Annotated in this window: 19 protein-coding genes; 14 read left to right on the forward strand and 5 right to left on the reverse strand. The window is 71.5% G+C overall.

Annotated features, from left to right (window positions below; genetic code table 11):
- Positions 1-140: 140 nt before the first annotated feature.
- From ABEA62_RS11220 to ABEA62_RS11265, 10 genes are all read left to right on the forward strand, one after another.
- Positions 141-1,655, forward strand: coding sequence for a DAK2 domain-containing protein (locus ABEA62_RS11220; protein ID WP_345380156.1), 1,515 nt, complete (start codon positions 141-143; stop codon positions 1,653-1,655).
- Positions 1,652-3,877, forward strand: a complete 2,226-nt coding sequence (locus ABEA62_RS11225; protein WP_345380158.1) for an ATP-dependent DNA helicase RecG — start codon at positions 1,652-1,654, stop codon at positions 3,875-3,877. Before ABEA62_RS11220 ends, ABEA62_RS11225 begins: the two co-directional genes overlap by 4 nt.
- A 126-nt stretch (positions 3,878-4,003) precedes the next feature.
- On the forward strand, positions 4,004-5,248 hold the full coding sequence (locus tag ABEA62_RS11230; RefSeq protein WP_345380160.1) for an AGE family epimerase/isomerase: 1,245 nt from the start codon (positions 4,004-4,006) through the stop codon (positions 5,246-5,248).
- Between the two features lie 16 nt (positions 5,249-5,264).
- On the forward strand, positions 5,265-5,870 hold the full coding sequence (gene rsmD / locus ABEA62_RS11235; RefSeq protein ID WP_286215501.1) for a 16S rRNA (guanine(966)-N(2))-methyltransferase RsmD: 606 nt from the start codon (positions 5,265-5,267) through the stop codon (positions 5,868-5,870).
- Entirely contained in the window at positions 5,867-6,352 is a 486-nt protein-coding gene (gene coaD, locus ABEA62_RS11240; protein WP_345380164.1) for a pantetheine-phosphate adenylyltransferase, read from the forward strand. The genes rsmD and coaD overlap by 4 nt, the downstream gene beginning before the upstream one ends.
- 351 nt (positions 6,353-6,703) lie before the next feature.
- Complete coding sequence (locus ABEA62_RS11245) at positions 6,704-7,207, forward strand: YceD family protein (RefSeq protein WP_286215502.1); 504 nt, start codon at positions 6,704-6,706, stop codon at positions 7,205-7,207.
- A gap of 2 nt (positions 7,208-7,209) precedes the next feature.
- Positions 7,210-7,404 (forward strand): 50S ribosomal protein L32, encoded by a 195-nt coding sequence (rpmF, locus tag ABEA62_RS11250; RefSeq protein ID WP_286215503.1) that lies wholly within the window; start codon positions 7,210-7,212, stop codon positions 7,402-7,404.
- Between the two features lie 32 nt (positions 7,405-7,436).
- Complete coding sequence (gene rnc, locus ABEA62_RS11255) at positions 7,437-8,135, forward strand: ribonuclease III (RefSeq protein WP_345380167.1); 699 nt, start codon at positions 7,437-7,439, stop codon at positions 8,133-8,135.
- Positions 8,136-8,144: 9 nt separating this feature from the next.
- Positions 8,145-9,086 carry a bifunctional DNA-formamidopyrimidine glycosylase/DNA-(apurinic or apyrimidinic site) lyase gene (gene mutM, locus ABEA62_RS11260; protein WP_286215504.1) on the forward strand — a complete coding sequence of 314 codons (942 nt, stop codon included), beginning with the start codon at positions 8,145-8,147 and terminating at the stop codon, positions 9,084-9,086.
- Between the two features lie 21 nt (positions 9,087-9,107).
- The gene (locus ABEA62_RS11265) at positions 9,108-9,725 is read left to right on the forward strand and encodes a response regulator (protein ID WP_286215505.1); all 618 of its coding nucleotides are present in this window, start codon (positions 9,108-9,110) and stop codon (positions 9,723-9,725) included.
- On the opposite strand, the gene ABEA62_RS11270 is transcribed toward ABEA62_RS11265, so the two are convergent.
- The 5 genes from ABEA62_RS11270 to ABEA62_RS11290 are packed head-to-tail and all read right to left on the reverse strand — an operon-like array spanning position 9,722 to position 17,142.
- Entirely contained in the window at positions 9,722-11,314 is a 1,593-nt protein-coding gene (locus tag ABEA62_RS11270) for a GAF domain-containing sensor histidine kinase (RefSeq protein WP_286215507.1), read from the reverse strand. The two genes, ABEA62_RS11265 and ABEA62_RS11270, sit on opposite strands and share 4 nt — an antisense overlap.
- A gap of 25 nt (positions 11,315-11,339) precedes the next feature.
- On the reverse strand, positions 11,340-12,998 hold the full coding sequence (cydC, locus tag ABEA62_RS11275) for a thiol reductant ABC exporter subunit CydC (RefSeq protein WP_286215509.1): 1,659 nt from the start codon (positions 12,996-12,998) through the stop codon (positions 11,340-11,342).
- The gene (locus ABEA62_RS11280; RefSeq protein ID WP_286215511.1) at positions 12,995-14,614 is read right to left on the reverse strand and encodes an ABC transporter ATP-binding protein/permease; all 1,620 of its coding nucleotides are present in this window, start codon (positions 14,612-14,614) and stop codon (positions 12,995-12,997) included. Before ABEA62_RS11280 ends, cydC begins: the two co-directional genes overlap by 4 nt.
- A complete protein-coding gene (gene cydB, locus ABEA62_RS11285; protein WP_286215513.1) occupies positions 14,615-15,655 on the reverse strand; it encodes a cytochrome d ubiquinol oxidase subunit II in 1,041 nt (346 codons plus the stop codon). It lies immediately after the preceding gene.
- An 11-nt stretch (positions 15,656-15,666) separates the two neighbouring features.
- Positions 15,667-17,142, reverse strand: a complete 1,476-nt coding sequence (locus ABEA62_RS11290) for a cytochrome ubiquinol oxidase subunit I (protein ID WP_286215515.1) — start codon at positions 17,140-17,142, stop codon at positions 15,667-15,669.
- A 455-nt stretch (positions 17,143-17,597) separates the two neighbouring features.
- On the opposite strand from ABEA62_RS11290, the gene ABEA62_RS11295 reads away from it, so the two are divergent.
- The 4 genes from ABEA62_RS11295 (at position 17,598) to obgE (ending at position 22,495) form a co-directional block, all read left to right on the forward strand.
- A complete protein-coding gene (locus tag ABEA62_RS11295; RefSeq protein WP_345380177.1) occupies positions 17,598-20,135 on the forward strand; it encodes an Rne/Rng family ribonuclease in 2,538 nt (845 codons plus the stop codon).
- Between the two features lie 167 nt (positions 20,136-20,302).
- Positions 20,303-20,611, forward strand: a complete 309-nt coding sequence (gene rplU / locus ABEA62_RS11300) for a 50S ribosomal protein L21 (RefSeq protein ID WP_286215516.1) — start codon at positions 20,303-20,305, stop codon at positions 20,609-20,611.
- Positions 20,612-20,625: 14 nt separating this feature from the next.
- Complete coding sequence (gene rpmA, locus ABEA62_RS11305; protein ID WP_286215517.1) at positions 20,626-20,877, forward strand: 50S ribosomal protein L27; 252 nt, start codon at positions 20,626-20,628, stop codon at positions 20,875-20,877.
- Positions 20,878-20,968: 91 nt separating this feature from the next.
- Positions 20,969-22,495: a GTPase ObgE gene (obgE, locus tag ABEA62_RS11310; RefSeq protein WP_286215518.1), complete on the forward strand. Its 1,527-nt coding sequence runs from the start codon at positions 20,969-20,971 to the stop codon at positions 22,493-22,495.
- Positions 22,496-22,530: the final 35 nt, after the last annotated feature.

Consider the following 22,530-nt stretch of genomic DNA (forward strand, 5'->3'; position numbering starts at 1 on the left):
AACCGCACTAGCGTAACCGACGACCAGCCCGGGCGGCAAACCCGTGGGGTGCTCGACGCGGCGCGCGGCCCGCCGGTGTCGGCGTGTCGTGCCACGATAGTACGCGGGCGCATCCCCACGCCCCCGACCGGAGGTGACCCGTGAGCGAAGCGCACACCCTGCGCCGCTGGCTGGGCTCCGGACTCGACGCGGTGCATCGTTCCCGCGGCCGCCTCGACGCGATCAACGTGTTCCCCGTCGCGGACTCCGACACCGGCACCAACGTCTATCTCACGCTGCAGGAGGGCAACCGCGCAATCGCGCGCCTGCCCGCCGACGCGACCCATCGCGACGTCGCCGCCGCGTTCGCGCGCGGCGTGCTCGTGGGAGCGCGCGGCAACTCCGGCGTGATCGTGAGCCAGTACCTCAGCGCCCTCTTGCGCGTCATGGACGAGCGTGGAGGCATCGAGTCCGTCGACGCGCACGCCATCGCGCAGTCGCTCGCAGTCGCGGCCGAGGCAGCCTACGGTGCGGTGAGCACGCCGGTGGAGGGCACGATCCTCTCCGTCGCGAGGGCGGCGGCCGCCGCCGCGACCGACGTCTCGGCCGCGCGAGGCGGACGCGCGGAGGTGATCGTGGCGGCGGTCGACGGCGCGCGCGAGGCGCTCGTGCGCACCACGGAGCAGCTTCCGAGCGCGCGCGATGCGGGCGTGGTCGATGCGGGTGCCGCCGCCCTGGTGCTCCAGCTCGAGCGGCTCGCCGAGGCGATCGCGGGCCCCGACGCCCTCGCGGACCACCCCGAGGTGGCGTGGGAGCTTCCGGGCAGGCGTCACCGTGTGGTGCAGCCGGGCCATCCCGGCCATGGCGCCGAGCACGGCGGGGCCTACGAGGTCATGTTCGTGGTCGAGAAGGAGGAGGCCGGACGCGCGGCGATCGCTCGCGCGCTCGGCGCGCTGGGCGACTCCGTCACCGTCACGGCGGGAGTGGGTCTGCTCCACGCCCATGTCCACACGGATCATCCCGCGCGAGCGGTCGCGGTGGCCGCCGGCGCTACCGCGCGGCAGATCGTGGTGCGTTCGATCGCGATGAGCATCGTCCACGACCGCACCGCGACCGGAGTGGTCGCGCTCACGACGTGCGCGGGGCTCGCCGAGCCGCTGGCTGACGCCGGCGCCGTGGTGCTCGTGGTTCCCGATCCCGGCGCGCTGCACCGCCGCGACCTCTCTCGCGCGGTGCGCGACGCCTCGGGAGCGGAGGCGATCGTGGTCGCGGGCGACCCCGCCCTGCTTGCGGTGGCCCGCGCCCTCGAGGCGAAGCGCGGCAAGCCGCATCTGGTGGTGCTCGACGCCGCCCACGAGGCGCATGTGGTGGCCGCCGTCGCGGCATCGGCGCTCGCCACCCCCGGCGAGGAGGTGGCGGACCTGATGGCCGCCGCCGTCGCCGCCACCGCGGTGGGGGAGAGCACGGGCGACGCTCTCGACGAGGACCTCGACCGGCTGGTTGACTCCCGCACCGAAGTCGTCACCCTCATCCTCGCGCGCGGCGTCGACGACTCGGTGGCGCAGTCGGTGAGCGCCTCGATCGAGGCGCGCGCTCCCGGCGCGGAGGTCGCGGTCTACGAGGGTGGTCACGAGTGGCCGCCCATCCTCATCGGTGTCGAGGCCACTCCTCGATGACCGGTCGACTCGACGAGCCGCTCGCGAAGGTGCTGGGCGCCCGCGCCGCGGGGTCGCTGGAGAAGCTGGGGCTGGTGACGGTCGGGGACCTGCTGCGCCATTACCCGCGCCGCTATGGCGCGCCGGGGGAGTTCACGCGGCTCGCCGAGCTCACCCCGGGCGAGCACGTCACCGTCATGGCGGAGGTGCGCACCGCGACCGTTCGTCAGATGCGCTCTCGTGGTGGCGCGATGCTCGAGGCGGTGGTGACGGACGGCACGGACACCCTGCAACTGACCTTCTTCGCCAAGCGCGCGGGCGTGCTGCGCATGCACGAGGACAAGCTGCGGCCCGGGCGTCGCGGACTGTTCACCGGCACCGTGGGCGACTACCGCGGCCGGCGCCAGCTCACCCACCCCGACTACCTCATCGTCGGTGTCGACGCCGCGGACGAGGACGCCGCGATGGCGGAGGCTTCCCGGCCTATTCCGCTGTACCCGGCCGCGGCATCGGTCCCCACCTGGAGGATCGGCAGGGCCGTGCGCGCGGTGCTCGATCCCCTCACCGAGGCGGACGTTCCCGACCCCCTGCCGCTCGACCTGCGCGAGCGTCGCGGATTTCCGACCCTGCTCGAGGCTCTCCGCCTGGTGCACGTCCCCGAGGCCGTGGGCGACCACCGGCGTGGGCGCGCCCGATTGCGTTTCGAGGAGGCGCTCGTCCTGCAGACGGCGCTCGCGCGCAGGCGCGCCGATCACGAGGCGCTCGCCGCGACCCCGCGGCCGCCTCGCAGCGGTGGGCTGGTCGCGGCCCTCGACGCGAGGCTGCCGTACGACCTCACCGCGGGCCAACGGGAGGTGGGCGAGGCCCTCGCAGCCGACCTTGCGCGGTCGACGCCGATGCTCCGCCTCCTGCAGGGCGACGTGGGCGCGGGCAAGACCGTCGTGGCGCTGCGCGCGATGCTCCAGGTGGTCGACGCGGGGGGCCAGGCCGCGTTGCTTGCCCCCACCGAGGTGCTCGCGGCGCAGCACGCGCGGTCCCTGCGCGCGCTGATGGGTCCGCTCGCGGACGGCGGCATGCTGACCGCCGCCGACGACGCGACGCGGATCGTGCTCCTCACCGGCTCACAGGGATCGCGCGAGAGGCGCGCCGCGCTCGCGGAGGCAGCCTCGGGGGCGGCGGGCATCGTGGTGGGCACCCACGCCCTGCTGAGCGAGACCGTGCAGTTCGCCGACCTCGGCCTCGTGGTGGTCGACGAGCAGCACCGCTTTGGCGTCGAGCAGCGCGACGCCCTGCGCGAGCGGGGCACCCGCGTCCCCCACACTCTCGTCATGACGGCCACCCCGATTCCGCGCACGGTGGCGATGACCGTCTTCGGGGACCTCGAAACCTCGGTGCTGAGCGACCGCCCCGCCGGCCGCCAGGACACCGTGACCCACCTCGTGCCGGCGGGAAACGCGGCGTGGATCGAGCGGATCTGGACGCGCGTGCGTGAGGAGGTCGAGCGCGGCGGGCGTGCCTACGTCGTGTGCCCGCGCATCGATGGCGACGACGCCGAGCCAGAGGAGGAGACCCCTCTCGACGCGGAGGTGGCGGCGGACGATGCCGCGGGCGAGCAGCCGTCCCGGCCGCCGCTGGCGGCGGTGGTCGAGGTGGCAGCGGCACTGCGCGAGACGCCCGCGCTCGCGGGGATCGGGATCGGCGTGATGCATGGCCGGCTGTCCTCCGACGAGAAGGACGCCGCGATGGCCCGCTTCGCCTCGGGCGAGGCACCCGTGCTCGTGTCGACCACGGTGATCGAGGTGGGCGTGGATGTGCCCGAGGCCACGGCGATGGTGATCCTGGACGCTCAGCACTTCGGGATCTCTCAGCTCCATCAGCTGCGCGGTCGCGTGGGGCGCGGTAGCGAGCCCAGCATCTGCCTGCTCGTGTCGCATGCCGAGGAGGGCACGCTCGCGCACGAGCGCCTGAGCGCTCTCGCCGCGACCACCGACGGGTTCGTGCTCGCCGAGCGTGATCTCGAGCTGCGTCGCGAGGGAGACGTGCTGGGCGCGGCGCAGTCGGGTGGCCGCAACTCGCTGCGCCTGTTGCGCGTGGTGAAGGACGCCGCCGTGATCGAGCAGGCACGCGAGGAGGCCGTCGCGCTCGTGGCGGCCGATCCCACGCTCGCGACGCACCCCGAGCTCGCCGCGGCGATCGCCGACATGCTCGATCCGGAGCGCGAGAAGTACCTCGAGCGCGGTTAGTGGGTGCGGACCGCGCGCCCTGACAGGAACGTAGCGTGAGCGTTCCCCATCGACCGCCGAGGCGCCTCGTTGAGGAGTCGAGAGTGCGTGCACGAGTCCCGGTTGTGAGCGTTTACAGTTTTGCGCATGCCCGAAGTCATCAACTCCGATCGTCAGCTCGCGGTCCTGCGTGATCTCGCCCAGCGCGAGCTCGCGGGAGGGATCCTGCCGTTCTGGGAGGCACACGCCTTCGCCGAGGACGGCAGCCTGCGCGGGGGAGTCTCGGGCGGGCTCGACTACCTCGACCACTTGCCGCGCCACTCGGTGCTCGCGGCGAGGATCCTGTGGACGTTCGCGGCGGCCGCGGAGGCCGTGCCCACGCACCGCGAGCGACACCTCTCGACCGCGCGCCGGGCGCTCGACGTCCTCACGGGCCCAATGTGGGACGTGCAGCACGGTGGCGTGTACTGGTCGCTCGACGCGTCGGGCGCCGTCGTGGACGACCGCAAGCAGGTCTATGCCCAGGCCTTCGCCGTCTACGCGCTCGCGTGCTGGGCGCGGGTGACGGGGGACGACTCCGCTCTCGAGCGCGCGCTGTGGCTCGCCGCGGCAGTGGATGCGAGCGCCCGCGACCGCGAGTACGGCGGCTACATCGAGGCCCTCGCGCGCGACTGGACCCCCACCGACCGGATGGCTTTGTCGGAGGTTGACCCCGACGTGCCCAAGTCGATGAACACGAACCTTCACGTTCTCGAGGCGCTCACGGAGCTGCTGCGTGCGTCCTCGTCGCCCACTGTCGCTGAGTCGCTCGAGACGCTGCTGCGCACCGTGCTCGACAGCGTGATGCAGGCCGCGCCCTTCCCTCACTGCGCGCTGTACTTCGACGAGAGCTGGGACAGCCGCTCGGACGGCGTCTCGTACGGCCACGACATCGAGGGGTCCTGGCTGCTGTGGGATGCGTGGGAGGCGCTCGCGGCGTGGGGCCTCGACGATGCCGATCTCGAGTGGCGCACGCGCGAGGCGGCGCTGGATCTCGCCGAGGCGGTGCGTCACCGCGGCGTGGCCGCCGACGGCGCGGTGCTGTACGCGGGCACTCATGCGGGGCCTACGGACCTCGACCGCCACTGGTGGCCGCAGGCCGAGGGCGTCGTGGGATGGCTCAACGCCTTCCAGCTGGCGGGCCGGGCCGAGGACCGTGCCGCGGCGCTGCGCGCGTGGGACTACATCGAGCGCCACGTGATCGATCGCGAGGGGGGAGAGTGGTTTGCGCGCCTGGACGCGAGCAACACGCCCCGGTCTGATGGCGGCGGAGACGTCAAGATGGGTCCATGGAAGTGCCCGTATCACAACGCACGCGCATGCTTGGAGGTGCTGCGTCGCGTCGCGCCGTGACCCGTAGGCTGGTCCGGTGACGAGGATCATCGCGGGCCGCTGGGGCGGCCGCCGGCTCGCCGTGCCGCCGCGCGGCACCCGTCCCACGACGGACCGCGTGCGCGAGGCCGTCTTCAGCCGCCTCGATCACGGGGACTTCCTGCGCGGCGCTCGCGTGCTCGACCTGTTCGCCGGCTCGGGTGCGCTGGGGCTCGAGGCGCTCAGCCGCGGCGCCGCCCATGCCACGCTGGTCGAGGCCGACTCTCGCGCGGCCTCGGTGCTGCGCGCCAATGCGCGCGACCTGGGCGCGGGCGACGCGGTGCGGATCGCCAAGGAGCGCGTGCGGGCCTTCCTCTCGCGGGACGGCTCGCCGTACGACATCATCCTGCTCGACCCGCCCTACGACATCGCACGCGACGAGCTCGCGGCGGTGCTCGCGGAGGCGGCGCCGCACCTCGCGCAGGGAGGCGTGATGGTGCTCGAGTGGTCCTCACGCGCGGGGTCCGCACCCTGGCCGGATGCGCTCGCGCAGACCGCCTCGAAGGCCTATGGCGAGACCGCGATCCATTACGCCGAGCCGCGGGGTGACGCACCTCACGCCGAGTTGGAGGGCACGGCGCACGGCGGTAGCGTCGAGGCATGACCACAGCCGTCTTTCCTGGCACCTTTGACCCCGTGACGTGGGGTCACGTCGACATCGCGACACGAGCGCGATCGATGTTCTCGCGGGTGGTGATTGCGGTCGCACACAACTCGACCAAGACCCCCCTGCTCGACCTCGACACCCGCGTGGAGCTCGCGCGGCGCGCGGTCGCCCCGATCGAGGGGGTCGAGGTGGTCGCGGTCGACGGGCTGCTCGTGGACTTCTGCAAGGGAATCGGCGCGGGCGTGATCGTCAAGGGGCTGCGCGGCGGCGCCGACTACGACTACGAGCGCCCCATGGCGCTCATGAACCGCTCGCTGACGGGGATCGAGACGGTCTTCATCACGGGCGACAACGCGCTGAGTCACGTCGCGTCCTCGCTCGTGAGGGACGTGGCGCGCCACGGCGGATCGATTGGGCGCTACGTCCCGGACGGCGTGGTTGACGCCGTGCGCGCGGCCCTCGCCGCCGAGCGCGGCTGAGTTTCCCCCGCTGCGCGCGTAGCGACATTCACCGTCCCATGGGAGGCACGGACTTCGCAGAAGCGACCGTCAGTGTCCCATTGCGGGGTTGAGGCTGGGATTCGAGGGGGTTGAGGCGGGATTCGAGGGGCCTGCGGCGGGATTCGAGGGGGCGGGGGCTCGGGCAGGGAACGAGCGCCGGGCCGAGAAGCGCTCGAGGTTGAGCCGAGCACCCCGCATCGCGTACAGTGGTGCGCTGGCCCTGCCGAACAGGCGCGGGCCGAGGTCCCCGCGGACCGGATCACTCAGGAGGCGCGTGTGGCTCACACTTCACGCCCTGCACCCTCGCCGTACACCTTCTCTCTCCGAGACATGGTGCGGCGCCCAGGGGCGCAGCGAATCGTCTCCGAGGTGTTCCCGGCCCCCGCGGTCCTCGGCACCGAGTTGATCGGCGTGCCCGAAGGCGCGGAGGTGAGGCTCGAGCTGAGCCTCGAATCCGTGCAGGAGGGCATCTGGGTCTCCGGAACCGTCAGTGGGACGGCGATCGGGGAATGCGGACGATGCCTCGACGAGGTGCGGCTCGAAGTAGCCGCCCCCGTCCAGGGACTGTTCGAGTACTCCGACTCGCGCACCGCTGTCGAGGACGAAGACTCGGAGGACGTCTTCCAGTTCGACGGTGAACACCTGGAACTGGAGGGCGTGGTGCGAGACGCGGTGGTGACGAGCCTCCCGTTCACGCCCCTGTGTGGACCGGATTGCCCCGGGCTGTGCGACCAATGCGGCGCGCGACTCGCGGATGATCCCGACCACACGCACGAGGTGCTGGACCCGAGGTGGGCCGCATTGCAAAGTTTGACCGACGAGAAAGAGAGTTAGCCGTGGCTGTTCCCAAGCGCAAGATGTCGCGCAGCAACACGCGTGCACGTCGCTCGCAGTGGAAGACGACCGCTGCCAACCTCAGCGCGTGCCCCCAGTGCAAGGCTGAGAAGCTCCAGCACACCGCGTGCCCGTCGTGCGGCGCCTACAACGGTCGTCAGTACGTCGAGGCTCTGCGCACCGAGCACGGCGCCTGAGCGTCGCACGCCCTGCGGCGTGACGCGAGCAGATGAGTATTCCAGGGCAGCAGTCAGCTGACGCCCTGATCAGCAGGTTGGGTGTCCCCGTGGACCCCGACCTGCTGATTCTCGCGCTCACGCACCGTTCGTTCGCATACGAGGCCGGTGGCCTGCCCACCAACGAGCGCCTCGAGTTCCTGGGCGACTCCGTCCTCGGAATCGTCGTCACGGACAAGCTGTACCACGCGCACCCCGACCTGCCCGAGGGCGAGCTCGCAAAGATGCGGGCCGCATGCGTGTCTCAACGCTCCCTCGCGAAGGTCGCGCGCGACATCGAGTTGGGCCCGTGCATCCTCCTGGGCAAGGGGGAGCGCACCACCGGCGGTCGCGACAAGGAATCGATCCTGTGCGACGCTCTCGAGGCCATCTTCGGCGCCGTCTACCTCACCCACGGCATGGACGTCGCCCGCGACGTGATCCTGCGCCTCGTGGGCCCCAGCCTCGAGGCGGCGGCCCTTTCGGGCGTCGCCCTCGACTGGAAGACGTCGCTTCAGGAGGCCTGCGCCGAGCGCGGACTGGGAAGCCCGGTGTACTCGGTCGTGGGCGAGGGCCCCGACCACGCGCGGTCCTTCACCGCGACGGTGCTCATCGCGGGAGAGCCGCGCGGCACCGGCACCGGCTCCGCCAAGAAGCACGCCGAGCAGGACGCCGCCGCGGAGGCCTACGCCGCGATCACGTCCGACGCGTAGGACACCCCGGTGCCCGAACTCCCCGAGGTCGAGACGGTCCGTCGCGGCCTCTCCACGCTCGTCACCGGCGCGCGCATCGACGCCGTCGAGGTTCGCCGCGACTCGTGCGTGCGCCTGCTGCCGGGCGGCGCCGCGGAGTTCGCCGCCGAGCTCACCGGCCTGCGCCTGTCGCGGCTTGCGCGCCGCGGCAAGTTCCTGTGGGCCGAGGTCGCGCCCCGCGCGGGGGACGATGCCCCGGTCCTCGCGCTGTCGGCTCACCTGGGGATGTCGGGACAGTTTCGCGTGCACGATGCCGCGGTGGCTGGCGTGCCCGATCCGCACCCGCATTGCCGCGCGCGCCTGGGCCTGGGCGACCCCGACCTCACGCTCGACTTTCTCGACCAGCGCACGTTCGGCTACCTCCACGTCGAGCCGCTGGTGCCGACCCCCGATGGAGGCCCCGGGGGCGAGGGCACCCCGCTGCCGCTCGTGCCGGCGTCCGTCGCGCACATCGGCCGCGACGCGCTCGATCCCGCGCTCGACCTGGCCGCCGCCAGCCGCGCGCTGCGCAGGGGCACGCGAGGCATCAAGCAGGTGCTGCTCGACCAGACGGTCGTGAGCGGGATCGGGAACATCTACGCCGACGAGGCGCTGTGGCGCGCCCGCGTCCATCCCGAGCGTCCCGCGCACGCCCTCACGGCATCGTCCGCCCGCGCGCTCCTGGTGGCCACTCAGGACGTGATGCGCGACGCGCTCGACCAGGGCGGCACCAGTTTTGATGCGCTCTACGTCAACGTCAACGGCGAGTCCGGCTACTTCTCACGGGCTCTCGAGGCGTACGGCAGGGCGGGGGAGCCGTGCTCGCGGTGCGGTGCACCGCTGACCCGCGCGAGCATCGGCGGCCGGTCGACGCACTGGTGTGCGCGGTGTCAGCGCAGGTGGAGCGCGCGTCGCGCGAATCCTGGGTCCTAGGTCCGGAGTACCATTCCCGTTATGTCTGACATCACGGTGCTGGTGCTCGACGACCACGAGGTCGTGCGACGCGGAATCTGCGACATCCTCGAGCGGGCGGACGGCATCGCCGTCGTCGCCGAGGCGTCCACGGTCGCGCAGGCGGTGCGCCGCGCCGAGGCCGTGCGGCCGCAGGTGATCCTGTCCGACCTTCGCCTTCCCGACGGCACCGGACTCGACGTCATCCACCACGTGCGCGCGAAGCTGCCCGACACCCACATCGTCGTGCTCACGAGCTACGACGACGACGAGGCGAAGGCCGCGGCGCGCAACGCCGGTGCCGACCTGTTCCTCGCGAAGACCGCCGGTTCCGCCGAGGTCCTGCAGGCCGTCCGCGACGCCGCGAGCGGCCGCGAGCACGGCCAGCACATCGCCGTCCACGAGGACGACGTCGTGGCCCGCCTCACGCCCATGGAGCGCCGCGTGCTCGACCTCGTCGGCGCGGGGCTGTCGAACCGCGAGATCGCCGAGAAGCTGGGGATCGCGGAGAAGACCGTGAAGAACCACGTGACGAGCGTGCTGGCGAAGATGGGGCTTCAGCGTCGCACCCAGGTGGTCGCGTGGGCGACCGCCAGGCGCGCGCAGTCGTTCCGGGGTTAGCCCGCCGCCTCGACGTTCCACTCGGCGACCGTGCCGGGACGGTGCGCTCCCGGCCGGAAGGGCGCGAGCGTGAACGTGCCGTTGCGACGCAGCGCGCGGTTGGCGAGGTTGGACGTGCCGGAGTGGCGGCTCGTCGCGCCGGCGGGGCCGATTCCGTCGTCGGCCACCGACACCACGATGCGGCCGCCCGAGCCGCGAATCGCCATGTTGACCGCGGTCGCCTTGGAGTGACGCGCCACGTTCGACAGCATCTCGCGCACGACCGCCACGACGTCGTCGGACAGCGACGGGTCGCCCGCGATCGCGTGCGAGACCTCGGCCCAGTCGACCTGGACGCGCGGGGCGAAGCCCATCGAGTCGGTCGCCATGACAATCTCGCGGCGGATGCGCTCCGACAGCGGCTCGGACGTGCGCTGACCCGCGAGAGAGCTCATGACGCCGCGCACCTCGCGCTGCGCGCGCTTGACGTGCTCGAGCGTGCGCAGCATCCTCTCGCGCAGGTGGATGTCGACATCCTCGGCGATCGACTCGATCTGCATCGCGGTCGCGAAGAGCTCCTGGGACACGAAGTCGTGGAGGTCGTCGGCGAGCCGCTGACGGTCCTCGAGCACCGTCGTCATGTTCTTGACGTGCGCGAGCTCCGCAAGGGAGTAGGCCATGGCGGCCTGGTTCGCGAAGCGCTGAGCGATCGCGAGGTCGTCGGGAGTGAACGTCGACATGCCGCGGTCGCGCCACAGCATGAGCAGTCCCACCGTGCGGTGCTCCGCGTGCAGCGGCGCGTACAGGGTCGGGCCGAAGGCCTGCACCACGTCGAGCACGATCGTCCCAGGCGGCTCCGCCGCGATCACTCCGGTGCCGCTGCGGATCGAGGCGATCGCGCTGCCCTCCTCGGGAAGCACCAGCCCCAGGAGCTCCTGGCCCCGTGGTCCCGACGTGATCTCCATCGTCCACGAGCCGTCCACGCCCGGCAGCACGAGCGCGGCGTTGACCGCGCCCGCGAGCTCCTTGGCGGAGGACACGATGCGCTCGAAGGCCTCCTCGTCCCCCGGGTCCGCGAGCAGGGCGGTGGTGATGTCCTGCGACGCGCTGAGCCACCGCTCGCGCTCGAGCGCCTTCTCGTAGAGCTGGGCGTTGTCGATCGCGACGGAGGCCGCGGCGGCGAGCGCCTCGACCACCGCCTCGTCACGCTCGGTGAACTCGCCGTCCTTGCTCGCGAGGTAGAGGTAGCCGAACACGGTGCCGCGCACCTTCAGCGCCGTGCCGAGGAACGATCCCATGGGCGGGTGCCCCTTGGGCAGCCCGCGGAATGCGGGGTGCTGCGTGAGGTCGGCGAGCACCAGGGTGCCCTCGTCCGGGATCTTGCCGAGCACGCCCACGGCGTTGGGCGCGCGGCCGATCTTGTCCCACACGCCGGTAGCCATGCCCTTGTAGTGGAAGTCGACGCTGATGCCGTCGTTGTCGAGCACGTTGATCGCGGCGAACTTCGCCCCCGTGTGCGTGATTGACGCCTCGAGGAACATGTCGAGCGTGTGGCCCAGGTCGAGCTGGGTGTTGAGCGAGACGATCGCGTCCGTGAGCGCGTCCGACACGGGCGGCTCCCTCCGGGGTTTGGGTTCAGCCATCGAGGCTCACCACCTGGTCAGCGATGTCGAGCAGCGCGAGGTCGTGAGTGACGAGGACTACCGTACGGCCTTCCCCGCGCACCCGTGACACCAGCGCGCGCAGCGCGAGAGCGCCCGCCGCGTCGAGGTGCTCCGCGGGCTCGTCGACCAGCAGCACCGGCGCGGGGGCGAGCGCCGTGCGGGCCAGCAGCAGCCGGCGCCGCTCACCGCCCGAGACGGACCGTCCGTCCGCGCCCAGCTCCGTGTCGAGGCCGGCGGGAAGCGACCGCACCCACGGCGCGAGCCCGACGAGCTCGAGCACGTCCCACGCCTCGTCCTCCGTGACCGATCCGCGCGCGACGCGCAGGTTCTCGAGCACCGTGGTGCCGAACACGTGCGCGTCCTCCGCGGTCATGGCGATCGCGTGCCCCGTGTGCGCAGGCGTCACGACGGCTCCGCCCAGCAGCGCCGCGCCGCCTGCGGGCTCGAGCGCGCCGGCGATCGTGGTGAGCAGCGTGGTCTTGCCGATCCCGGAGCGGCCCACGATCGCGAGCACGCCTCCCGGCGGAACGGTCGCCGTCACGGGCCGGGTGGGCGTCATGCCGGGCCAGGCGGCCCGCAGGTCGCGCAGTTCCAGCGTGGCGGGGGAGGTGGAGGGGGACGATGCCGGGGTGGCGTCCGCGGTCGCCTCGCCCTCGGCAGGGGTGAGGGAGCGCAGGCGGTGCGCGGCCGTCGCGGAGCGGAAGAGCTGCATCACCGCGGTCGGCACCGCGCCCACCGCCTCGAAGGCCGCGAGGGGCAGCAGCGCGACGATCGCCGCGAGCGGGCCCTCGAGGTCGCCCGCCCGCACCGCGAGCACGCCGAGTCCCACGAGCGCCACGAGGGCGATCCCGGAGAACAGCGACTGCGCCCCGACGGCCCACGCCGCGGGCCGCGCGGCGAGCTCATGGGCGTGCTCGGCATCGGCGTCCGCGTCGCGCAAGGCCCGTGCGGCGGCGGAGGAGGTGCCCCACACGCGGTGCTCGGTCGCGCCGTCCATCGCGGACAGCGCGGCCGCGGTGACCTCGGCCCGCGCCTTAGTGCCCTCGACGGCCGCGATACGTGCGGAGCGCAGGGTCAGCACTGCGGGGACCAGCCCGGCGGCGAGCAGGCACGCCGCGAGCACGACCCCGGCGAGGGGCAGCAGCACGGCGACGATCGCGATCGAGATCGCGGACACCGTCACCGCGACGCCGAGCGGAATCAGCGCGCGTACGACCACGTCGCCCACGGCGTCGAGGTCGCCGCCCATGCGCGCGACGATGTCGCCGCGGCGCAGGCCCATGACGGTGCGCGCCCCCGAGCCTGCGAGGCGGTCGTAGACGCGTTCGCGCAGCGTCACCACGCCGCGCAGCGCGGCGTCGTGAGAGGCGAGGCGCTCGAGATAGCGGAAGAGCCCGCGCGAGACGCCGAAGGTGCGCACGATGGTCGCGGCCAGCGCGACATCGGCGGGGGAGGGCATCTGGGCGGCCTTGGCGATGAGCCACGCCGCGACCGCGGACAGGCCGACCGCCGAGCCGAGCGCGACGGTTCCCGCGAGCACCGCGCGCGTGAGCGGCCACGCGCGCAGGCCCGTGTCACGCACGGCCTCGCGCAGCGCGCGCCAGTCGACGCGCACGTCTCCCGCGCTCATGACGCGTCCTCCCCGGTGTTCGCGGGCTCGACGGTCGACGTCAGCGCCCCCGTGACCTCCACCATGGCATCCGCGGCGGCCACCACCTCGGGTTCGTGGGTCGCGACCACGACGGTGGCGCCGGAGTCGGCGAGCGAGCGGATCGCCGCGATGACCTCGGCCCGAGACTCGCGGTCGAGGTGAGACGTGGGCTCGTCGAGCAGCACGATCGCTCGACCCGAGTCGAAGGCGCGGGAGAGCGCGCGGCGCTGACGCTGCCCGAGCGACAGCGTGCGCCCCGCGGGGCCCAGATCGGGTCGCTGGGGCACCCACGCCACGTGGGCGAGCCAACCGTCCAACGCGACCGCGGCATCGTCCCTCAGGACGGGGGTGTCGCCCACGGCGACCGTGCCCTCGTCGGGCGCGAGCAGTCCCGTGAGGGCGAGGAGCGCGGTGGACTTGCCCTCGCCGTTGGGGCCGCGCAGGACGGTGATCGCGCCCGGGGCGGCGGTGAAGGACAGCGCGGCGGGCGCCAGCCGCGCCCCGTCGGGGGTCGCGACGGACAGGCCGTCGACGCGCAGCTCTCGCCCGCGGGGGTCCGGCGCCTCGCCCAGGGACGCGCGGACGTGGGTCGGGTCGGACTCGTCGAGCAGCGTGAACGCGGCGTCGGCGGCGGCGAGCCCGTCCGCCGAGGCGTGGAAGTGGGTGCCGACGTTGCGCACGGGCAGGTAGACCTCCGGGGCGAGCACCAGCACCGCCAGCGCGGTCTCGATGCCGATGTCGCCGGCGATGAGGCGGAAGCCCATGGTGACGGCGACGATCGCCACGGCGAGCGTGGTGAGCAGCTCGAGCACCATGCCGGACAGGAAAGCGATCCGCAGCGAGCCCATCGTCGCGCGGCGCTGCGCGTCGCCCAGTTCCCTCACGCGCGCCGCGGGACCGCGCTCGCGGCCGAGCGCCTTGAGCGTCGGCAGTCCCTCGATGAGGTCGAGCGTGCGCGTGCCGAGCCGCTGCATCGCCTCGAGGTGGCGCGCCGACCTCTCCTGGGTGAGCAGCCCCACGAGCACCATGAAGACCGGCACGAGCGGCAGGGTCGCGATGACGATGACGGCGGACAGCCAGTCGAGGCCGAGGACCACGACCATCATCACCGGCGTGACGGTGACGGCGAGCGCGAGCTGCGGCAGGTAGCGCACGAAGTACGGCAGCAGATCGTCGAGGCCGCGCGTGACGAGCGTCGCGATGTCGGCGGTGCGTCCGCCCGCCGCCCAGCGCGGGCCCAGCGTGGCGACGTGGGCGACCACCATCTCGCGCAGCTGCGACACGACCTGGACGCCCGCACGGTGGGCGAGCCGCTCCTGGAGCCACGTGAGGGCCGTGCGCAACGCGACGATCACGGCCAGCGCCGTCAGCCCGGTCGCGAGGGTGCGCGCGGACTCGGGGACAACTCCGCCCCACCACCGCAGCCCGTCGTCGGTGAGCGGGGTGGGGGAGAGCACGGGGGCGAGCAGGCGCGCGATGAGCAGCGCCTGGACGAGGATGAGGAGGGCCGTCAGAAAGCCCAAACCCGCCGTCACGATGATGTGACGGCGGGCCGGGCCGATCCGACGGACGAGCCGTGGATCGAGCGGACGCATCTAGGCGGAGGTCTCTGACTTCGCCGCGAAGGTGAGCTCGTTGTGCTCCGGGATGTCGTGCTCGGACAGGCGACGGCGGAAGACCCAGTAGCTCCACGCCTGGTAAGCGAGCACGATGGGCGTGAGGATCACCGCGACCCACGTCATCACCATGAGCGTGTAGTCCGTCGACGACGCGTTGTCGATCGTGAGCGAGTTCGCGACGTCGTTGGACGCGGGCATGACGTTGGGGTACATCGCGCCGAAGATCAGCACGACGGCGCCGACGATCGCGACGGCGTTCGCGGTGAACGCCCACCCGAAGCGACCCTTGAGCGTGGATCCCCAGGCCGCGACCAGCGCGACGGCGGCGAGCGCCACGGCCGCCCAGGTCCACGTGTTGCGCGAGTAGGCGAGCTGCGCCCACACGGCCCACACGCCGGCGACCACGATCGCCGCGAGCGACATGCGTCGAGCGACGGCCTCGGACCGCTCGCGGATCACCCCGCCCGTCTTGAGCGACAGGAAGATCGCGCCGTGCGAGAGGAACAGCACTAGCGTCACCACGCCGCCCAGCAGGGCAAACGGGTTGAGCAGCGTGAAGAAGTTCCCGATGAACTGGTGGTCGGCGTCGAGAGGCACGCCGCGCACGAGGTTCGCGAACGCGACGCCCCACAGGATCGACGGCACCCACGCGGAGATGATGATGACCCAGTCCCAGCGGTTGCGCCAGGACTCGTCGTTGATCTTGCCGCGGTACTCGATCGCCACGGCGCGCACGATCAGCGCGAGCAGGATGAGTAGAAGCGGCAGGTAGAAGCCCGAGAACAGGGTCGCGTACCACTCGGGGAACGCCGCGAAGGTCGCGCCGCCCGCGGTGAGGAGCCAGACCTCGTTGCCGTCCCACACGGGGCCGATCGTGTTGAGCGCGACGCGGCGGCCGCGGTTGGTCTTGCCGACGATCGGCATGAGCATGCCGACGCCGAAGTCGAAGCCCTCGAGGACCAGGTAGCCGGTCCACAGGACCGCGATGAGGATGAACCAGACGAGTGCGAGATCCATGGGGGGACTCCTTAGTACGCGAACGACAGCGGCTTGGCCGAGTCGTCGTCGGACCGGACTTGGGGCTCTTCCACCTGCGGCGCACCCTCGACCGCATAGCGCTGGATGAGACGGAACCAGAAGACGCCCAGGATGGCGTAGACCACCGTGAAGCTGATCATCGAGGTGAGCACCTCACCCGCGCTGACGGAGGTCGAGTAGCCGAACATTGTCATGAGCATGATCTGGTCGGAGCCCGTGGGGTTGGGTGCCACCACGAAGGGCTGGCGGCCCATCTCCGTGAAGATCCACCCGAAGCTGGCCGCGAGGAACGGCATGGGCAGGGACACGAGCGCGAGCGTGCGCATCCAACCGGGCATGTCCACCCGCTTCTTGCGCGTGAACCACAGGACGCCCAGCGCGAGCGCCGCGGAGAACACCGCGAGGCCGATCATGAGGCGGAAGGACCAGTACGTGACCGCGAGGTTGGGGCGGTACTCGATCTCCGTGCCGTCCTCGAGGGTCGCGCCGTAGCGCTCTGCGTAGATCTCCTGGAGCTCGTTGAGGCCCTTGACCTCGGCGTTCCAGTCGCCGGTCGCCATGAAGGACAGGAAGCCGGGAATCTCGATGAGGTGGCGCACCGAGTCCGGGTCGTCGCCCGCGAGGTTGCCGACGCTCAGCAGCGAGAACGGCGCCGGCTGGGCCGTCTCCACCAGCCCCTCGGCGGCCGCCATCTTGATGGGCTGCTGCTCGAACATGAGCTTGGCCTGGATGTCCCCGGTGATGATCACGCCGAGCCCGGCGATGATCATCACGACCGCGCCGAACCTGGCGGCGGTGCGGTACATCGGCAGGTCGGCGTGATTCTTGTCGGCGCGGTGGTGGCGCACCATCCAGTAGACGGCGATGCCGGACACGAACGTGCCCGCGACCAGGAACGCGGTCGCGATCACGTGGGGGAAGGCCACCAAGGTGGTGTTATTGGTGAGCACCGCGAAGATGTCGTTCATCTCGGCGCGGCCGGTCTCGGGGTTGAACTCGGCCCCCACCGGGTGCTGCATCCACGAGTTCGCCGCGATGATGAAGTACGCGGACAGGAACGAGCCGATCGAGAAGGCCCACACCGTCATGAGGTGGACCTTCTTGGGAAGCCGGTCCCAGCCGAAGATCCACAGCCCCAGGAACGTGGACTCCAGGAAGAACGCGAGGAGTGCCTCCATCGCGAGCGGCGCGCCGAACACGTCGCCGACGAACCGCGAGTACTCGGACCAGTTCATGCCGAACTGGAACTCCTGCACGATTCCGGTCGCGACGCCGAGCGCGAAGTTGATGAGCAGGAGCTTGCCGTAGAACTTGGTGAGGCGCAGCCACTTCTCGTTGCCGGTGCGCACCCATGCGGTCTGCATGATGGCAACCAGCAGGGACAGCCCGATTGTGAGGGGCACGAGCACGAAGTGGTAGACGGTCGTGATGCCGAACTGCCATCGCGCGAGCTCGAGAGCTTCCATGGGGTGGGGACCTCCTAGATTTCCTAGGGTGAAAACTACTTGGCCCGAGCGATTCACGCACCGGGACGTTGGTCCCGGTCGCGGTCACGAAACGGCATCGGACCTGGGGGAATGGCATCGTCCCAGGTAGAGGGCCGATGCAGGGCGGGGTATGCGAGAAGTCGTGGCACGAGCGCGCCGCTTCCCGCTTTCGGGCATGCCTGTGACACAATGTCCCGTAGGTCAGGCACCCAGCCACACCGGGTGCCCACCGCGCGACAGACGCAGCAGAGACATAGCTGCCAGTCCCGCCCGATCCCGTGGGCTACGGCCCGTCAACGGAGAAAACGGGGATGGGCGCTTGAGAACGCCGCTGTCCGCCGCGACCAGCAGACTTCCGCGATCACGACCAGTGAATCGCGAACGACGATGAGGTCGGGACCGCGTGTGGGCGGTCCCGAATCGAGGTACCCGCTTTGAGCGAGGAAAACACCACCCAGGACAGCCCCGTCGCCGCGCCGATCTTCCAGGCGCCGGTTCCCACGCGTTCGCGCAGGGCCTCGGCCCCCGCCGGACCCCCGGCCGCGGTGACGCCGCCGGTGACGGCAGCGCCGCAGGCGAGCCCGTTCGCCCCGCCGCCGCCCGCCGCGGACCGCACCGCGGGTGACGAGCCGGCCGCTCCCAAGCGCAAGCGCGCCACGAGCAAGAAGAAGAAGGTTGAGGCGGACGATGCCGCGGCCGCCGAGGTCGCGCCCGAGCAGGGCGAGGACGGGGCCGACGGCTCCGCCGCGGCTCCGGCCAAGAAGCGTCCGTCGCGCCGCCGCAAGGCCGCCGTCGACACCGACGAGACCGCCGATGCCGAGGCCGCCCCCGCGCCGCAGGCCGAGGGCGACCAGGACTCCGCCGCGTCCGACGACGACGGCGACATCGACGAGGACGGCGGCCCGCGCCGCCGCCGTCGCAGGGGCGGCCGCGGTCGCGGCAAGAAGCGCCCGAGCGACGGCGAGGGCGACGGCCAGGACGAGCCCACCGAGGCATCGTCCTCGCGCGACTCCGGCTCTCAGGATGACCAGGCGGACGACTCCGCCGACTCCGACGGGGACAACGAGGGTGACTCCGGCGACGGTGACGGCGAGGGCGGTTCGCGCCGCAGGCGCCGCCGCAGCCGCGGATCGCGCTCGTCCTCCGGCGCCTCGACGTCTGGCGGCTCGAGCGGATCCGACGACCAGCTGCAGGGCTCGACCCGCCTGCAGGCCAAGCGTCAGCGCCGCCGCGACAGCCGCGACGGCCAGCGCCGCCGCCCGGTGATCTCAGAGGCCGAGTTCCTCGCCCGCCGCGAGTCCGTCAAGCGCTCGATGGTGGTGCGTGAGAAGGACGGCCGCGTGCAGATCGCGGTGCTCGAGGACGACGTCCTGGTCGAGCACTACGTGTCGCACCAGGCCCAGCAGTCGATGGCAGGCAACGTCTACCTGGGACGCGTGCAGAACGTGCTGCCCGGCATGGAGGCGGCGTTCGTCGACATCGGCCGCGGACGCAACGCGGTCCTGTACGCGGGCGAGGTCAACTGGGACGCCGCGGGGCTTGAGGGCAAGGCCAAGCGCATCGAGCTCGCGCTCAAGCCGGGCGACACGGTCATGGTGCAGGTCACCAAGGACCCGATTGGCCACAAGGGTGCGCGCGTCACGTCGCAGATCTCCCTCGCCGGCCGCTTCCTGGTCTACGTGCCCGCGGGCGGCGTGACCGGCATCAGCCGCAAGCTCCCCGACACCGAGCGCAACCGCCTCAAGAAGCTGCTGCGCGAGGTGATTCCGGCCGACGCCGGCGTGATCGTGCGCACGGCGGCCGAGGGCGCGTCCGAGGAGGAGCTGCGCGCGGACGTCGAGCGTCTCAAGCGTCAGTGGCAGACCATCCTCGACGAGTCGAAGGGCGGTTCCAAGGCCCCCAAGCTCCTGCGTGGAGAGCCCGACATGGCGATCCGCGTCGTGCGCGACATCTTCAACGAGGACTTCGACTCGCTCACCATCCAGGGCGACGACACGTGGAACTCGCTGTCGATGTACGTGGGTCAGGTCGCCCCCGACCTCATGCCGCGCCTGCACAAGTTCGTGGGGGACCGCGACGTGTTCGCGGAGTCCCGCATCGACGAGCAGCTCGCGAAGGGCATGGACCGCAAGGTGTGGCTGCCCTCGGGCGGCTCGCTCGTGATCGACCGCACCGAGGCCATGACGGTCATCGACGTCAACACCGGCAAGTTCGTGGGCAAGGGCGGCACCCTCGAAGAGACGATGACGCTCAACAACCTCGAGGCTGCCGAGGAGATCGTGCGCCAGCTGCGCCTGCGCGACATCGGCGGCATCATCGTCATCGACTTCGTCGACATGCTGCTCGAGGCCAACCGCGACCGCGTGCTGCGCCGACTCATCGAGTGCCTGGGGCGCGACCGCACCAAGCACCAGGTGGCCGAGGTCACCTCGCTTGGCCTGGTCCAGATGACCCGCAAGCGCGTGGGTCAGGGACTCGTCGAGGCGTTCTCCGAGACCTGCGAGCACTGCAAGGGTCGCGGCTTCCTGGTCCACGGCGAGCCCGTGGCCGAGGCCAGCGAGAAGCAGCCCGAGGCGCGCCGCACACGCGGCTCGCGCGGCGGACAGTCGAACCAGGGCTCCTCGTCGGGTCAGGGCGGACAGTCGGGACAGCAGAAGCAGGGCGGCCAGCAGTCGCAGCCCAAGCAGTCTGAGAAGGACCAGCACGCGCACGCCGCGGCGCAGGTCGAGACGCACGCGCTCGACGACCGTGAGGAGGCGCGTGCCGCCGTGAAGGCGACGCTCGCGTCGATCGCCGCGGCCGCCGAGAAGGCGCACCACCACGATGACGTCGTGACGGACGCGGCGGACGCCGAGACCGTGATCGAGGTGCCAGTGGTGCTGCCCGAGCCCGCCGCCGAGGCGGCCCAGGGATCGGACGATGCCGTGGTCACCGAGGACGCTCCCGCAGCGGAGGAGTCCGAGCAGCAGTAGTGCTCTAAGGGCGACGCGCCGGGTTTGACCCGGGCGGTGCCCAGCGGGTACATTTGTACGTCGGCGCGCCACGCGCTGAAGCCCTGCCTGCGCCCTCATCGGGAGCGGCTGCGGCAGGAATCTGACCCCCATCGGGGTCGACCAACGAGTTTCATGAGGAAGAGATCATGGTGTACGCGATTGTGAAGGCTGGTGGCCGCCAGGAGAAGGTCTCCGTGGGCGACATCGTCGTGGTGGACCGCCTGAAGGCGGCTGCCGGCGCGACTGTCGAGCTTGCCCCGGTGCTGCTGGTCGACGGTGACAAGGTCACCTCCGACGCCAAGGCCCTGTCCAAGGTCAAGGTGACCGCCGAGGTCGTGCGCGACGAGCGCGGCCCGAAGATCACCATCCTCAAGTTCAAGAACAAGACCGGCTACCGCAAGCGCCTGGGGCACCGTCAGGACCTGACGCGCCTCAAGGTCACCGGTATCAAGTAAGCGAGGAGACACTCATGGCACACAAGAAGGGCGCGAGCTCCTCGCGCAACGGTCGCGATTCGAACCCCCAGTACCTGGGCGTCAAGCGCTTCGGTGGTCAGGTCGTCAACGCCGGCGAGATCATCGTTCGCCAGCGCGGCACCCACTTCCACCCGGGCAACAACGTGGGCCGCGGCAAGGACGACACCCTGTTCGCCCTCGCAGCCGGCTCGGTCCAGTTCGGTCAGCGTCGCGGCCGCAAGGTCGTCGACATCGTCGAGGCGTAAGCACTCGACACCCATACGTCAGTCAGGGGCGCGCCGTGAGGCAGCGCCCCTGACGCGTCTCTAGGCTGAGACAGTCCCCACAGGAGGAACCATGGCATCGTTCGTGGACCGCGTGACGCTTCACGTCACGGCGGGCAACGGCGGCCACGGCGTCGCCTCCGTGCACCGCGAGAAGTTCAAGCCGCTCGGCGGACCCGACGGCGGCAACGGTGGTCGCGGCGGGTCCGTGATCCTCGTGGTCTCCGCCCAGGTCACCACGCTGCTCGACTACCACCACTCCCCGCACCGCACCGCGGAGAACGGCAAGCAGGGAGCAGGCGACATGCGTCACGGCGCCAACGCGCCCGACCTGCGCCTGGGCGTGCCCAACGGCACGATCGTCAAGACGCGCGACGGCGAGGTGCTCGCCGACCTCGTGGGAGAGGGCGCCGAGTACGTGATCGCCGAGGGCGGCCGCGGGGGACTGGGTAATGCCGCCCTCGCCACGGTCAAGCGCAAGGCTCCCGGCTTCGCGCTCCTGGGCGAGCCGGGCGAGGAGGCCTCGGTCATCCTCGAGCTCAAGTCGATCGCCGATGTCGCGCTCGTGGGCTTCCCGAGCGCGGGCAAGTCTTCGCTGATCGCCGCGATGAGCAAGGTCCGCCCCAAGATCGCGGACTATCCCTTCACCACGCTCGTGCCCAACCTGGGAGTCGTCGAGGCCGGCGGCACCCGCTTCACGGTCGCCGACGTTCCCGGACTCATCGAGGGCGCCTCGGAGGGCAAGGGACTGGGACACGACTTCCTGCGCCACATCGAGCGCTGCTCGGTGATCGCGCACGTGCTCGACACCGCGACCCTCGAGACGGACCGCGACCCGCTGCGCGACCTCGACATCATCTCGGGCGAGCTGCGCGCGTACTCGGGTGACGAGGCCATCAGTGGCGTGCCGCTCGCCGAGCGCCCGCAGATCGTGATCCTCAACAAGATCGACGTCCCCGACGGCCGTGACCTTGCCGCGATCGTGCGCCCCGAGCTCGAGGAGCGGGGCATGCCCATCTTCGAGGTCAGTGCCGTGAGCCACGAGGGACTCAAGGAGCTGGGGTTCGCGCTCGCCCGCATGGTCGCCGACGAGCGCGCGAAGGCGCCGGTCCTCGAGCCGGCGCCCGTCGTCATCCGCCCCAAGGCGGTCGACGACTCGGGCTTCACCGTCACACACGTGCGCGACGGCGTCGAGGACTACTACCAGGTGCGCGGCGTCAAGGTCGAGCGGTGGGTGCGCCAGACCAACTTCGCGAACGACGAGGCCGTGGGCTATCTCGCGGATCGGCTCGCGAAGGCGGGCGTCGAGAACGCTCTGTTCAAGGCAGGCGCGACCCCCGGTTGCGAGGTCGTCATCGGCCCGCGCCAGGGCGGCATCATCTTCGACTGGGAGCCCACCATGATGGCCGGCGCCGAGCTGCTGGGCCAGCGCGGTTCCGACCTCCGCATCGAGCAGCACGAGCGCCAGCACCGCGCGACGCGTGCGGAGAAGCGGCAGGAGTTCAAGGAGCGCATGGACGCGCGCGCCGCGGCCCGCGAGGAGCTGTGGACCGAGCGCGATGCCGGTCAGTGGACGGACCCGGCCGACGACGCCGAGTAGCCTTCTCCCAGATCCGTAGGGCACGTCCGAGGGGA

Source organism: Demequina sediminis, assembly GCF_039545075.1.
In the GTDB taxonomy this organism is placed as follows: domain Bacteria; phylum Actinomycetota; class Actinomycetes; order Actinomycetales; family Demequinaceae; genus Demequina; species Demequina sediminis.

What these genes read in the sequence shown, in the direction of transcription:
- ABEA62_RS11230 (WP_345380160.1), top strand. Translation starts at nt 4,004, where the DNA reads ATGCCCGAAGTCATCAACTCCGATCGTCAGCTCGCGGTCCTGCGTGAT.
- ABEA62_RS11245 (WP_286215502.1), top strand. Translation starts at nt 6,704, where the DNA reads ATGGTGCGGCGCCCAGGGGCGCAGCGAATCGTCTCCGAGGTGTTCCCG.
- ABEA62_RS11290 (WP_286215515.1), bottom strand. Translation starts at nt 17,142, where the DNA reads ATGGAAGCTCTCGAGCTCGCGCGATGGCAGTTCGGCATCACGACCGTC.
- rplU (WP_286215516.1), top strand. Translation starts at nt 20,303, where the DNA reads ATGGTGTACGCGATTGTGAAGGCTGGTGGCCGCCAGGAGAAGGTCTCC.
- coaD (WP_345380164.1), top strand. Translation starts at nt 5,867, where the DNA reads ATGACCACAGCCGTCTTTCCTGGCACCTTTGACCCCGTGACGTGGGGT.
- cydB (WP_286215513.1), bottom strand. Translation starts at nt 15,655, where the DNA reads ATGGATCTCGCACTCGTCTGGTTCATCCTCATCGCGGTCCTGTGGACC.
- ABEA62_RS11280 (WP_286215511.1), bottom strand. Translation starts at nt 14,614, where the DNA reads ATGCGTCCGCTCGATCCACGGCTCGTCCGTCGGATCGGCCCGGCCCGC.
- ABEA62_RS11225 (WP_345380158.1), top strand. Translation starts at nt 1,652, where the DNA reads ATGACCGGTCGACTCGACGAGCCGCTCGCGAAGGTGCTGGGCGCCCGC.
- rnc (WP_345380167.1), top strand. Translation starts at nt 7,437, where the DNA reads ATGAGTATTCCAGGGCAGCAGTCAGCTGACGCCCTGATCAGCAGGTTG.
- ABEA62_RS11265 (WP_286215505.1), top strand. Translation starts at nt 9,108, where the DNA reads ATGTCTGACATCACGGTGCTGGTGCTCGACGACCACGAGGTCGTGCGA.
- rpmA (WP_286215517.1), top strand. Translation starts at nt 20,626, where the DNA reads ATGGCACACAAGAAGGGCGCGAGCTCCTCGCGCAACGGTCGCGATTCG.
- cydC (WP_286215509.1), bottom strand. Translation starts at nt 12,998, where the DNA reads ATGAGCGCGGGAGACGTGCGCGTCGACTGGCGCGCGCTGCGCGAGGCC.
- obgE (WP_286215518.1), top strand. Translation starts at nt 20,969, where the DNA reads ATGGCATCGTTCGTGGACCGCGTGACGCTTCACGTCACGGCGGGCAAC.